The 12,687-nt window shown below is 73.8% G+C and carries 13 protein-coding genes; 9 read left to right on the top strand and 4 right to left on the bottom strand.

The features are described from left to right. The 3 genes from H8R17_RS17245 to H8R17_RS17235 all read left to right on the top strand — a co-directional run. On the top strand, positions 1-1,062 hold a 1,062-nt coding region (locus H8R17_RS17245; RefSeq protein ID WP_262505301.1), incomplete at its 5' end, for a rhamnogalacturonan acetylesterase. Between the two features lie 66 nt (positions 1,063-1,128). Beyond that, a complete protein-coding gene (locus H8R17_RS17240) occupies positions 1,129-2,856 on the top strand; it encodes a DUF2264 domain-containing protein (protein ID WP_187824077.1) in 1,728 nt (575 codons plus the stop codon). Positions 2,857-2,999: 143 nt separating this feature from the next. Further along, on the top strand, positions 3,000-3,785 hold the full coding sequence (locus H8R17_RS17235; RefSeq protein WP_187824076.1) for an isocitrate lyase/phosphoenolpyruvate mutase family protein: 786 nt from the start codon (positions 3,000-3,002) through the stop codon (positions 3,783-3,785). 115 nt (positions 3,786-3,900) lie between these two features. Here H8R17_RS17235 and H8R17_RS17230 read toward each other — a convergent pair whose 3' ends face one another. After that, positions 3,901-4,500: a TetR/AcrR family transcriptional regulator gene (locus H8R17_RS17230; RefSeq protein WP_187824075.1), complete on the bottom strand. Its 600-nt coding sequence runs from the start codon at positions 4,498-4,500 to the stop codon at positions 3,901-3,903. A 146-nt stretch (positions 4,501-4,646) separates the two neighbouring features. Between H8R17_RS17230 and H8R17_RS17225 the strand changes: the two genes are divergently transcribed. Beyond that, complete coding sequence (locus tag H8R17_RS17225; RefSeq protein ID WP_187824074.1) at positions 4,647-5,348, top strand: CPBP family intramembrane glutamic endopeptidase; 702 nt, start codon at positions 4,647-4,649, stop codon at positions 5,346-5,348. Positions 5,349-5,722: 374 nt separating this feature from the next. On the opposite strand, the gene H8R17_RS17220 is transcribed toward H8R17_RS17225, so the two are convergent. Next, positions 5,723-7,045 (bottom strand): jacalin-like lectin, encoded by a 1,323-nt coding sequence (locus H8R17_RS17220; RefSeq protein WP_187824073.1) that lies wholly within the window; start codon positions 7,043-7,045, stop codon positions 5,723-5,725. 357 nt (positions 7,046-7,402) lie between these two features. Between H8R17_RS17220 and H8R17_RS17215 the strand changes: the two genes are divergently transcribed. Continuing rightward, the gene (locus H8R17_RS17215; protein ID WP_187824072.1) at positions 7,403-8,122 is read left to right on the top strand and encodes a hypothetical protein; all 720 of its coding nucleotides are present in this window, start codon (positions 7,403-7,405) and stop codon (positions 8,120-8,122) included. On the opposite strand, the gene H8R17_RS17210 is transcribed toward H8R17_RS17215, so the two are convergent. Next, positions 8,031-8,798, bottom strand: coding sequence for a hypothetical protein (locus tag H8R17_RS17210; RefSeq protein WP_187824071.1), 768 nt, complete (start codon positions 8,796-8,798; stop codon positions 8,031-8,033). The two genes, H8R17_RS17215 and H8R17_RS17210, sit on opposite strands and share 92 nt — an antisense overlap. A 203-nt stretch (positions 8,799-9,001) precedes the next feature. Here H8R17_RS17210 and H8R17_RS17205 point away from each other — a divergent pair, with 203 nt between their 5' ends. From H8R17_RS17205 to H8R17_RS17195, 4 genes are read left to right on the top strand one after another with little or no spacing between them, the layout of a single operon-like run. After that, the gene (locus H8R17_RS17205; protein WP_187824070.1) at positions 9,002-9,664 is read left to right on the top strand and encodes a helix-turn-helix transcriptional regulator; all 663 of its coding nucleotides are present in this window, start codon (positions 9,002-9,004) and stop codon (positions 9,662-9,664) included. Further along, positions 9,661-9,933 carry a hypothetical protein gene (locus tag H8R17_RS46810; RefSeq protein ID WP_262505300.1) on the top strand — a complete coding sequence of 91 codons (273 nt, stop codon included), beginning with the start codon at positions 9,661-9,663 and terminating at the stop codon, positions 9,931-9,933. Before H8R17_RS17205 ends, H8R17_RS46810 begins: the two co-directional genes overlap by 4 nt. Next, a complete protein-coding gene (locus H8R17_RS46805; protein WP_262505299.1) occupies positions 9,930-10,313 on the top strand; it encodes a hypothetical protein in 384 nt (127 codons plus the stop codon). Before H8R17_RS46810 ends, H8R17_RS46805 begins: the two co-directional genes overlap by 4 nt. A 59-nt stretch (positions 10,314-10,372) precedes the next feature. After that, a complete protein-coding gene (locus tag H8R17_RS17195) occupies positions 10,373-11,662 on the top strand; it encodes an MFS transporter (RefSeq protein ID WP_187824069.1) in 1,290 nt (429 codons plus the stop codon). A gap of 217 nt (positions 11,663-11,879) precedes the next feature. Here the strand turns inward: H8R17_RS17195 and H8R17_RS17190 are convergent, their stop codons facing one another. Then, complete coding sequence (locus tag H8R17_RS17190; protein ID WP_399476841.1) at positions 11,880-12,686, bottom strand: ABC transporter permease; 807 nt, start codon at positions 12,684-12,686, stop codon at positions 11,880-11,882. Position 12,687 lies beyond the last annotated feature (1 nt).

Below are 12,687 nucleotides of genomic sequence, written 5' to 3'. Positions count from 1 at the left end.
CCGGCCGCACCGGCCGCACCGGCCGCACCGGCCGCACCGGCCGCACCGGCCGCACCGGCCGCACCGGCCGCACCGGCCGCACCGGCCGGGGCGGCCGAGCGCCACCTGTCCCCGGGCATCGAGCACTGCACCCCCACCGCCTGCCACTTCGACGTCCCGCCGGGCACGTACGACGTGCGGGTCCTCCTCGGCGGCGACACCGCCTCCCGCACCCGCATCGGCGGTGAGACCCGGCGTTCCCTGCTGCCCGAGACGGCCGCCGCGGCCGGTGAGCGGGTCGCCAGCAGCTTCACCGTGGACGTCCGCACCCCCGAGGGCGAGCCCACCGGCCCCGACGGCACCCCCGGCCTCGACCTGACCATCGGCGGCACGGCCCCCGCGCTCGCCGACATCAAGGTCACCCCTGCCCGGCACGCCCGCCGGATCCTCCTCGTCGGCGACTCCACGGTCTGCGACCAGCCGGGCGACCCCTACTCCGGCTGGGGCCAGCAGCTGCCCCAGTACCTGCGCAGGGGCCTGTCCGTCGCCAACCACGCCGACTCCGGCGAGAGCACCGTCAGCTACCTCGCCGACCCCCGCCTCTGGGGCACCGTCCGGGCGCGGATCCGCCCGGGCGACCTGGTCCTGATCCAGCTCGCCCACAACGACAAGACCACCGATGAGGCGACCTACCGGGCCAACCTGGAGGCGCTGGTGGCGGGCGCACGCGAGAAGGGCGGGCAGCCGGTCCTGGTGACCCCGATCGTGCGACGCTGGTTCAATGCCGACGGCACCCTGAACAACAACACCGCCCTCCTCGTCAACGGCCTCGGCGTCGACCACCCGGCCGTCGCCCGCTCGGTCGCCGCCGCCGAGGACGTCCCGCTGATCGACCTCACCGCGAAGACGAAGGCCCTCGTGGAGTCGCTGGGCGTCGAGGCCTCCAAGGCCATGTACCTGTACCACGAGGCGCGGGACAACACGCACACCTCCGTACACGGTGCCACCGTGTACGCGGACCTGGTCCGCGACGAACTCGTCGCCCGGCATCTGGTGCCCAACGGCGCCGTGCGGGTGGGATGAACTCCTGGGGCGCCCCGACCGGAACCGGGGCGTCCCAGGTTCCGGCTGGAAGGAAAGACACCCCTGATGCAGCTGCCCCCGGACGACCCCGTCCTCAGCCCCCGCACCGGCTACACCCGCGCCCACTGGGAAGCGGCCGCCGACGCGCTGCTCGCCGCGGTCGAGCCCTACGCGACCGAGGACCGCGCGCTCTACCACCTGCCAGGCAACCACACGAGCTGGTCCGGCCCGCTCTCCGACGGCCTGGAGGGCTACGCCCGCACCCTGATGCTGGCGGCCTTCCGCCGCGACGAGAAGGCGCTCGAGCGCTACGCCGACGGCCTCGCGGCCGGCGTGTCCGGCGTCTGGCCGCGCATCGAGGACCGCAGCCAGCCTCTGGTGGAGGCCGCGTCGATCGCGCTCGCGCTGCGGCTGACGCGGGAGCAGCTGTGGGACCGCCTGGACGACGCCGTGCGGCAACGGGCGGCGGACTGGCTCGGCGACGCGCTCACCGCCGAAGCCTGGCCGTGCAACTGGGAGCTTTTCCCGGTGACGGTCGGCGGCTTTCTGCGGGAAATCGGCTACAAAGAAGCGCTCTGCCGGGCGGCGATCGACCGCGGGCTGGAGCGCATCGAGCGGTGGTACGTCGGCGACGGCTGGTACACGGACGGCGACGGCCGCAAGTTCGACTACTACAACGGCTGGGCCATGCACCTGTATCCCGTCCTCCACGCATGGCTGGCGGACGACCGTGACCTGCTGCGGCTCTACGGCAGCCGCCTGTCCGAGCACCTCGCCGTCTACCGCCGGCTGTTCGCCGGCGACGGCGCCCCCATGCACCAGGGCCGCTCCCTCACCTACCGCTTCGCGACGACGGCACCGCTCTGGCTCGGCGCGCTCACCGGGCACACCCCGTTGGCGCCCGGCGAGACCCGCCACCTGGCCTCCGGAGCCCTGAAGTACTTCCTCGACCGGGGCGCGGTCGACGACCGCGGCCTGCTGACCCTCGGCTGGCACGGCCCCGACGAGTCCGTCCTGCAGGGCTACTCGGGCCCCGCCTCCCCGTACTGGGCGAGCAAGGGTTTCCTCGGTCTGCTCCTGCCGCCGGACCACGAGGTGTGGACGGCCCCCGAGGAACCGGTCCCGGCCGAGCGGGCGGATGCGGTCACGCCGGTCGCCGCCCCCAACTGGCTGCTCCAGTCGACGCGTTCGGACGGCCTGGTGCGCCTGCACAACCACGGCAGCGAGGACGTCCGCTACGACCCCTACTACACGCGCCTCGGCTACTCGACCGCGACGGCGCCCTCGCCGTCGTACGACAACACCGTGACCGTCGGCGACGACCCGGGCCGCACCGGCATCGAACCCCTCGGGGTGGGGGAGGGCTGGGCGGCCTCCCGGCACGCGGTGGGTGAGGACGTGCGGGTCATCAGCCTGGTGGTGGCCGAGAGCGCGGTGGAGGTGCGGGCCCATCTGGTGGCGGGGGCGGCACCGGGGACGCCGGTGCGGGTGACGGGCTGGCCCCCGGCGAAGGGCGTATGCGCCGAACTCCTGCCCGCGCACGGCCTGTCGGAGGCCCCCGAAGAGGCGCTGACCGGCACGGCCGGCGAGGGCCCCACCCTGTTCGTCGCCCTCGCCCGCCTCACCGGCGACACGGACCCGCGGCCCCTGTCCGACCTCGTGACGGTCGAGGTGGCGGGGGCCTACGACCTGAGCGTCCGGTGGGCCTCGGGCACCACCCGCCGCTTCCGGTTCCGCATGTCGGACGGGCACGCCGCCGCGCCTGCGTGGTCGGTGACGCCTCGCCGGGGGTGAGGCCCTGCCCAGGATGAGGCACACGGCCGTACGGACAGGCGGCCACGCGGCCACACTTCGGTCGCCGCCGAAGCAACACGCCCTTAGCGTGCCGGTATGACGACAGCCGCACAGCAGACCCGGACCACGGCGGGTGACGTGCCGTGACCGCCTTCGCCGACCTCCACCACGCCGAGGAGCCCCTGCTGCTCCCCAACGCCTGGGACCACGCGTCCGCGCTGGCGCTGGCCGCACGGGGGTTCCGGGCGGTCGGGACGACGAGTCTCGGGGTCGCGGCGGCGGCCGGGCTGCCCGACGGGGCGGCGGCGACGCGCGAGCCGACGCTGCGGCTCGTGCGTGCCCTCGGCGCCGAGCCGTGCTATCTGTCCGTCGACGCCGAGGGCGGCTTCAGCGACGACCCGGACGAGGTGGCGGCGTTCGCCCGCGAGCTGGCGGACGCCGGGGCCGCCGGGATCAACCTGGAGGACGGGCTCGGGCCCGCAGGCCTGCACGCTCGCAAGATCGCCGCGGTCAAGGCGGCCGTGCCGGACATCTTCGTCAACGCCCGCACCGACACCCACTGGCTCGGCGACGGCACCGGAACGCCGGCCCGCCTGGACGCCTACCAGCAGGCGGGCGCGGACGGCGTGTTCGTGCCCGGTCTCACCGAACCCCGCGAGATCGCCGACCTGGTGGCGCACCTCGACGTCCCCCTCAACATCCTCTACACGCCCACCGGTCCCACCGTCCCCCACCTCACCGACCTCGGCGTACGCCGCGTCAGCCTCGGTTCCCTGCTGTACCGCCGGGCGCTGGGCGCGGCCCTGGAGACCGTGGACGCCGTCCGGGCCGGCCGTGTGCCGCAGGGCACGGCGCCGTCGTACGACGAGATCCAGGCGCTCGGCGGGGAGCGCCGGGGCGGGACCGGCGGCACATCGTCCGCGCGATGATCAGCCCACGGCCCGGAGGCAGCCTCGCCCTCCGCTCGCGCAGGGACCGGCGCCGTCCCACGACGATGCACAGGACGACCTGATGCGCCGTAAGATGCGGCGACGGACACGCCTGCTATGATCCGCCGCCCTGGCCGCCGGGGGCCCGCTTGTGCGGCCAGTGCTCCAGCGCCACGTGCAACGCGTCGACCGCCCTGTCCCAGGAGGCCTGGATGTCGCGGGGCGCGCCGAAGCCGCCGGTGGATTCCAGGGCGCAGAAGCCGTGGAAGGTGCTGCGCAGCAGACGGACGGCGTCGGTGAGGTCGGGTTCGACGAGGCCGTAGGCGCGGAGCATGCCGTGGGTGATCTCGGCGGTGCGGCGCAGGGTGGGGGAGCCGGCGATCAGGGCCTGGTCCATCCGGATCTGGGTGGCCGCGTACCGGCCCGGGTGGTCCAGGGCGTATCCCCGGTAGGCGGCGGCGAAGGCGGCCAGTGCCTCCTTGCCGGCCCGCCCGGCGACGGCCGCCGCGATGCGGTCGACCAGCTCGCCGCCGGCGAGCAGGGCGACGCGGGTGCGCAGGTCGTTCAGGCTGCGGACGTGCGAGTACAGACTCGCGTCCTTGACCCCGAAGTGCCGGGCCAGCGCGGAGACGGTGACGTTGTCGAAACCGATGTCGTCGGCGAGGTCGGCGGCGGCCGCGACGACCCGCTCGGCCGTGAGACCGGCCCTCGGCATGGAAACCGCCTCCGTAACAGCTCGCTCCGCTCGACGGCCGACGATCGGACCAGGGCTCCTAGGCAAGATCCTAGCGGGCGGAAAATCCTGGTGGACGGACGTCGCAGGAGGACGCGCCCGCCGCGACGGGGGATCCTGGAACGACCATGCCCATCGTCTGTGCCGTCGCCGTCCTCGCCACCGCGACCCTGCTCAACAACTGGCTGCTTCCAGGACCCGTCGCGTACGTCGTCGTCTGCCTGACCGCGACCGGAGTCCTCCTGCTGCTCGCCCGCTGGGACGGCCTCACCGCGGCCGAGCTGGGACTGGACGCGGCGGGGGTGCGCCGGGGGCTGCGGTGGGCGCCCGTCCTGGCCGGTGCCGTTCTCGTCGTCCTGCTGCTCCTCCTCGCCTTTCCGGCCGGACAGGACGTCTTCCGGGACGCCCGGGCCGCCGGTCTGTCCGGGGGAGAGGTGCTGGGGCGGGTGCTGGTGCGGGTGCCGCTCGGCACCGTGCTGCTGGAGGAAACCGCCTTCCGCGGTGTGCTCTGGGCCATGATCCGGCGGCGGCGCGGAACGGCGTGGGCCACCGCCGTGTCGTCGCTGCTCTTCGGCCTGTGGCACATCATGCCCTCGCGGGGCCTCACCCGCTCCAACACCGCCGCCGCGGAGGTCTTCGGCGGCGGCTCGGCGGGCGTCGTACCGGCCGTCACGGCGGCGGTCGTGGCCATGGCCGCCGCGGGAGTGGTCCTGTGCGAGCTGCGGCGCCGCTCCGGCAGCCTGCTGGCCCCCGCGGCACTGCACTGGGCGGTCAACGGCTTCAGCTACGCGTTCGCGTGGGCGGCGGTGCGGTGGTGGCTCGACGGCTGAACCGTCACCGGCGTGTTCAGCCGCGCGGCAGGCGCTGCCCGCCGCCGTGCAGACGTTCTCCGGAGCGGCACCCGTGCACGCCGCCGGGTCACGTGGCTGTGCTCGCCGGAGGTGGCGGCCCGGGGCGGTGGACCGAAGGCGCTGCGCTCCTCGGGCGCCTTCCACGAGGCCGCCGAACTACCCGGCGGTCGTCTGCTGCTCAGGGCGACGCCCCGACTGGAGGAGTACGCCGGTCACGCCCCGGCCCGCGTCCTGCGCGCCCTCGCGCCGCCCTGCCGCCCGGCGGGACGAGCCGCGAGTATCCGCATCACTGGATGCGCCCGGCCCCGCACGGCGATGCCGTCGACTTCTCCTGACCTCCGGCCGGGCGCACCTCAGCGGATCGGCGCGTACAGCACGCCCAGCTTGTCGATCTCGCTGCCCGCGCGGCCCGTGAAGCCGACGATCTGCCAGCCGGACGGGGCCGTGAACGTGACGGCGTCGGAGGTCGCCGTGCCGGACGCGAGCGTGCGGCCCTTGTCCGTCGTGAAGGCCGCCGAGAAGATCCGTGTACGGCCGTCCTTCTGACCCTGAGTCAGCTCCACCGAGGTGAGGTGCTCGCGGGCGGCTAGGGTCAGGGAGCGCGCCGTGCCGCCGGTGCCGCCGTGGGTCAGGGTCGTGCCGCCGTCGTGGGTGAGCGACAGCGCGTCCAGGCGGGCGTCGCCGCGCAGGGTCAGGGTGCGCGGTGCGACGGTCGCCGGGAGGTCGTCCGCGTCGTTGAAGGCCGTGCCGTGCGGCCCGCCGAAGAAGTCACTGGCCCGCAGCGCGGAGTTGACGGTGTAGGAGAAGTCGACCGCGTGCGGGAAGTGGTCGGACAGGTGATTGCCGTCGGAGCGCAGGAAGGCCTTCCAGTCGTTGCTGTAGCGGGTGGCCTTCAGGTCCACCAGGTCGCTGCCACGGTAGAGGACCTTGTCCACGACCTCGCAGTCGTTCGTCGGCGCCGCCTCGTCGCAGACCAGCGCGTCACTGCCCTGCGCCGGCGGCTTCCCGCCCTTCACCAGCTGCACCCACGCGTCCGTCAGGCCGTTCTCCTGGACGAGCGTGCGGATGTTGTCGCCCGCGCGCGTGTACCGGGTGTTCGTGTCGCCCATGACGATCACCGCGTTGCCCGCGGAGTTCGCCCGGATGAAGTCCGACAGCTGCTGGACGTTGGCGCGGCGGGCGGCCAGCGCGTCGTCGGTGGCGTCGGCGTTGGTGTGCACGTTGTACAGGTCGACGTACACGCCCTCGGCCAGCCGGACCCGGGCCAGGCTGAAGCCCTTCGGCGTCAGGCAGTTCGTGCCCGTGCAGTTCTTCCACTTGACCCGCTCGAAGTCCTGGAAGGCGTGGTCCGAGAGGGTGTTGAGGCCGTCGCCGAACCCGGCGCCGCCGCTGGTCGCGGTGCGGTGCGGATGCTTGTCGTTGGCGTACAGCGAGGCGTGGTAGTTGAAGTCCTCCTGCACGTTCACGATGTCGTAGGGGCCGAGCCGCTGCCCGATCAGCGGAGTGTTCGTCTCCGGGTCGCTGTCGCCGAGGCCCGCCGGAAGGCCGGCGATGTTGTACGTCAGCACGTTGAAGGATCCCATGTCCGCGGCGGCCGCGGGCGTCGCGGCGCCGGTGCCGGCGAGACCGGTGAGGGCCAGCGCGGCGGCGGTCAGGGTGCCGGTCAGTCTGCTCATGGTGGGGTGTCTCCGGTGGGGGTGGCGGCGGGAGCCGGAAGGTGAGCAGTGCTCAGATTCGACGTGAACCAGTGTGGCGTGCAAGGGGAGTTGGGGAAACAGTGAGCGACGAGGTGAGTGCGGGAAAGTGGTGACGGTTCGTGGAGCCGACCTGTATGAGGGGGCGCGGTGCGCACACGTCGTTCGAGAAACCGTTCACATGACCTACGCCGCTCGGGGTGCGTACGTCGCTTACGTCACGGGCGGAACGGGCTGGTCGCGGCTCTCCTCGCGCTGGCCGCCGCGGCGTCCGCGCAGGCGGCGGACGCCCCGCCCGGCCCCACGCCGGGCGGACCGCAGCGGCCGTACGAACCGGACGTGGCGGGCCCGCGCAACGTCGACTTCCTGGAGGCCGGGGTCGACAGGGACGGGCGAGCCGGCGTGCGCGTGGCGTTCGACCGCCGCAGCCGCGCGGAGCCCGCGGGGCCGCCGGCCGGGCCGCGCAGGTTCGTCTTCCTCTTCGGCGAAGCGCTGCGTTTCCATCCCGCCGCCTTCCCGGTGTGCGCGCGGGAGACCGTCGAGCGGTCCGGCGTCCCGGCCTGCCCCGAGGGCTCCCTGGTCGGCCGCGGCACCAGCCACCTCCACCCGGAGGGCACCGCCGACGTGTACGCCGTCAACGCCCGCCACGCGAACGGCCTGCGCGGCGCCCTCGTCGTCATCCCGGCGAGCGGCACGATCCTGGAACTGACCTGGGAGAAGGTCACCCGCCCCTACCGCGACCGCGGCTACCGCTGGGCGTTCGACGAGATCGTGCCGCCCTCGGACGTAGCGCCCGGGCAGCGCGTCGGCACCCGGCGCTTCGAACTCACCTGGGGCGCCACGCACGGCCCGCACAGCTTCGCCACCCTCGCCGGAGCGCCCCGCGGGAAGCTCCGCTTCGGCCTGTGGAGCGAGTTCGTCACCGCCAGGTCGCGCTGCCGGAGGCCACGGCCGCGGTGCCACGGCCTCACGCGTGACGCAATAGCTCCAGGTCCGCGCCCCAGGAGTCGAGGACCCGATCGTGCCCGGCCGCGCGCGCCGCCTCCTCGATGCTGGTGAAGAGCGCGCGCTGCGTGGCCGGGTCGCCGTCGGCCAGGATGCGGCGCACCGTCGGCAGCAGCCGGTCGGCGCCCCACGCGGGGGCGCCCAGCGGGTGCCGCTCCAGCTCCCACCGCAGAAACTTGTTGTACGGCCTGACCCGCCGGTGCAGCGCGAAGAGCACCTCCAGGGCGTACGGGACGCTCTCGGCGGCATCCAGGTGACCGAGGGCGTCCCGGCCGTCACGGAAACTTTTCAGGGACCGGTAGGTCTGGTTGACGTACGCGTCGAGGAAACCGTCCGTGGCGGCACGCGCCTCTTCCACGGTCGGCCTCCGTTTCCGGTCGAGAATCCCGGCGATCGTCCCGTCGAGCCGGTCGAGCAGCACCTGGGCGTGCACGTATGCGTACCGGGACCAGCCCTCTCCGTGTTCGGGCAGCCCTCGGGTGCGGAGCTCCGCGAGCGTGAGGACGACCAGGTCGAGGTGGCCCGAGCGGAAGTGGTCCAGCTCCGCGATCGCCGAGGCCTGCCGGTCGCGCAGGACGACATGCAGGTCGTAGTCGGAACGGCTGGTCGGCATCCCCTCGTGCACCCGCGAGCCGCTGAGCACCAGCCCGACGACTGCGGGGTCGGCGGCGGCGCGGGCGGTGAAGGCGGCGAGGGTGTCTTCGGGGGTGTCGCCGAGGACGACGGTCATCGTGATCTCTCCATGCGGAAGCGAATGGTGGATGGGTTCGCGTCTGCGGCGTCCGGGACACCGCGGAGAGATCACGTCACGAGGGGGACGCTAGCGCGCCCGCCCGTGCGCCGGAAACCGGTTTTTCCGGCGTGAGTCCAGTCAACAGCCGTTCCATATATGAGAATTGACTCTCAGGATTTATGAGAGAACACTCTCACGTCATGGATTTTGTCAATCGCCTCGGCGACATGGAGATCACCGACCCGAAAGCCATGCGGGCGCTGGCGCACCCCGTGCGGCTCGCCGTCCTGGAGCGACTGCAACGCCACGGGCCCGCCACGGCCTCGCAGTTGTCCCCGCACGTCGGCGCGACCCCGTCCGTCACCAGCTGGCACCTGCGCCACCTCGCCGGATTCGGGCTGGTCCGCGATGCCGAGGGCGCCGCGGACAGGCGGGAGCGGCGCTGGGAGGCGGTGGCGCGCGGCTTCCGGTTCCACGCGCCGGCGGACGCCGAGGGCACCGCGGCCGCGCGGGCGCTGTCGTGGGAGATGTTCGCGCGGGCCGCGGAACTGCCCGAGCGCTGGGCCACCGACACCGACACCGAGCCCGGACTGGAACCCGCCTGGCGCCGCCTCGCGGGGCTGGCCAACACCCGGATCGTGGTGACGGCGGAGGAACTCGCCGCGATCGAGGACGCGATGGAGGCCGTCCTCGCGCCCTACGTGATGCGGGATCCGGCACAGCGGCCACCGGGGAGCCGGGGCGTACGCCTGCTCAGGTACGCGTTGCCGGAGACGGGCGAGAGCGCTGCCGACGCCACGGGCGAGGCTGCCACGGGCGCCACCGGTGAGGACGCCTCCGACGCCCCGGGCACGCGCGCGTGACGCGCTCGAAGGCGAGCGGGATACGCCGGTGGTGGATCGTCGCGCCGGACTCCCTGTGGCGCGACCGCCGGTTTGTGCGCTGCTGGACGGGCAGTGCCGTCTCGCAGGCGGGGGACCGGGTCTCCGAACTGGCGCTGCCGCTGACCGCCGCCGCCGTGCTGGACGCGTCGGCCGGGCAGGTGGCAGTCCTGACCGCGGTCGTGTGGGCGCCGCACCTCCTCGCGATCGTGCTCGGCGCCTGGGTGGAACGCGCAAGCGGCGGGTGTTGATCGCCGCCGACCTCGTCCGGGCGGTCGTGCTGCTGACGCTGCCCGCCGCCTGGCTGGGCGGAGTGCTGACGCTCGGTCAGCTGTCCCGGGACGGCATGCGCAGCCGCGTGTCCGGCGCCCACAGAACCGTCAACTACGGCGTGCGACCCCTCGGCGCCCTCGCCGGAGGGGCGCTCGCCACGGTTGCGGGCCTGCGGCCCACCCTGGTCACCGCCGCCGTCGGCGGGACGCTGTCCCTGCTGTGGCTGCTGCCCTCGCCGATCCCGGGCATCCGGGCGCTGGAACCGGACGACGTCCGCGCCGAACTCCCGGCCGGCACCGCCGAGTTGAGTCCGTCCGGCACCCCCGTGCAGGCGGGCAACAGGACGCACACGACGTAAAGTTGCCGGGGACCCTGTGGGGAGGGCGGTATGGCGGGCTTGCGGACGGCACCGGCTCAATGACGTACGAGGCGTGGCGCGAGGACGAGCCGAGGGGCCGGACGCGGGGCGGTGACCGGCTCCCGCCGGGCCCGCGGCCGTTGTGGCGGCAGCGGGACTTCGGCGTTTTCTGGGCCGCGCAGACCCTCTCCGTCCTCGGCGACTCCTTCGCGCTGATCGCGCTGCCGCTGCTGGTGCTGGAGGCCACCGGGTCGGTCGCGCAGATGGGGCTGCTGACCGCGGCGGGCGGGGCGGCGTCGGTGGTGGCGGCGGTGTTCGCCGGGGCCGTGGTGGACCGGGCCGACCGGCGGCGGCTGCTCATCGGGTGCGATCTGGTGCGGCTGGTGCTGTACGGGGCGGTACCGGTGGTGTGGCTGGTCGGGCCGCAGCTCTGGCTGCTCTACGCGGTCCTCCCGCTGTGCGAGGCCGTCGGCATGCTGTACGCGGTCGGCTATGTGACGGCGGTGCGCAGTCTGGTCGGCACCGAGCGGCTCACGGAGGCCAACGGGCGGCTGAACGCCACAGCCGCCGCGGCCGGGGTCCTCGGGCCGCTGGGCGCCGGGCTGGTCGCCGCGTGGACGGGACCGGCCGCCGCCGTCGGCGTGGACGCGGCCAGCTTCGGCGTGTCCGCGCTCTGCCTGGCCTTCGTACGGCTGCGGCGGCGCTCCGCTGACGACCGGGCGGGGGAGCGGGCGGGGGAGCGGGCCGGGCTGTGGCGGGACCTGCGCACCGGGGTCGCGTTCCTGTACCGGCATCCGGTGCTGCGGTCCCTCACCGCCCTGCTGTGCGCCTTCAGTTTCCTCACCCTCGGCCTCAACGACCTCGTCATCTACCACCTCAAGCACGATCTCGGCCACGACGACGGCACGGTCGGCACGGTCCTGGCCGTGGGCGCGCTCGGCACGATCACCGGCGCCCTGCTCGTGGCCCGGGTGCGCCGCCGGCTCGGCTTCGGGCCGACCTGGACCGGTTCGGTCGCGGTGTGCGGGCTGGCCTTCGCCGGTCTCGGCTGGGCGCGTGACGTGCCGGTCGTGGCGGCGCTGTGCGCGGCGTTCCTGGCCTGCGTCGGCATGGCGGGCACCTGCTCCATGTCGCTGCGTCAGGAGGTCACCCCGGAGCCGCTGCTGGGCCGCGTCACCGCCGCCTTCTGGACCCTGCAGTACTCGGCGGCCCCGATCGGCGCGGCCGTCCTCACCTGGGCCGCGGAGCGACAGGGCACGACCCCGGTCGCCCTCGTCGCCGGCGGCGCCTGCGTCGTCATCGCCCTCGTCGCACTGTGCACACCGATACGGCGCTCCGGCCACACCTGACCCGGCCCGCGTCCGGAGCACCGCACCGGCGGAGCCGAGCGGCGGCCCGGCCCGACCGCCACAGGACGACGGCCGCCAGGGAGGGGGCGGCCGGTACAGGGGGCGGGTGCCACGCAGCTGCGTCCGGGCCGGCGGCGTCCCCACCCTCGATCACGACCCGCACTCTCCCCGGTCACGGCTCAGGTCAGCACGAGCGCGACCAGGTCCCCGGCGGCCGTCATCCGTTCACCCCGGTGTAGTGCTTCAGGCCCCATCGCCACAGCCACCGGGACCCCAGGTAGGCCAGCAGGCCGACCAGCGGTGAGGCCGCCGCCAGCCAGTACGGCACCCCGGTGCCGTGTCCGTGGCCGGTCAGCACGGCCGCCGGGAAGTAGGCGACGAACGCGAGCGGAAGGCCGTACGTCAGGAAGCCGCCGACCGCCCGGGGCAGCACGTTCAGCGGGTAGCTGCCGAACGTGCCGAGCAGCTCCTCCAGCCAGCGGCCCCAGTAGTCGGCGGCCGGGAAGCGCAGGGAGGCGCTGCACACGACCGTGAACAGGGCCGCCTCCAGCAGCATGCCGCCGAGCACGGCCGCGACCAGGTACGCGATCCGGCCCGCCGTCCAGTCGAGGTCGCTGCGCGAAAGCGCACCCACCATGAGGCCCGCCGCCACCGTCAGGTCACCGATGGCGTTCGTGGGGAAGTACGACAGCTGGAGCTGGCGGTGGACCGGCATGGGCCGGGTCAGGTAGATGTCGATCCGCCCTTCCTGGATCTGCCGGCCCGCGCCGTGCATCCGCCCCAGGAACAGCACGAACAGCCCGTGCGCCAGCATCCGCGTCGCCGGGATCAGCAGCACGTCCGAGCTGTCCCAGCCGCCCATCCCGGTGAACCGCGTCAGCAGCACCGTCGCGAACACGATCACCGACACCTGCCAGACCGCGCCGATCGCGACCATCATCAGGAACTCGGTGCGGTATTCCAGCTGCGCACGGAAGTTGAGCGCGGTGATGCGCCACACCAGGCGCAGAGCCTTCAGCGACACG

The organism is Streptomyces sp. TRM68367, from assembly GCF_014495685.1.
In the GTDB taxonomy this organism is placed as follows: Bacteria; Actinomycetota; Actinomycetes; order Streptomycetales; family Streptomycetaceae; genus Streptomyces.
Note: the sequence above shows the minus strand (reverse complement) of the source record. Positions and strands in the feature narration are given on the sequence as shown.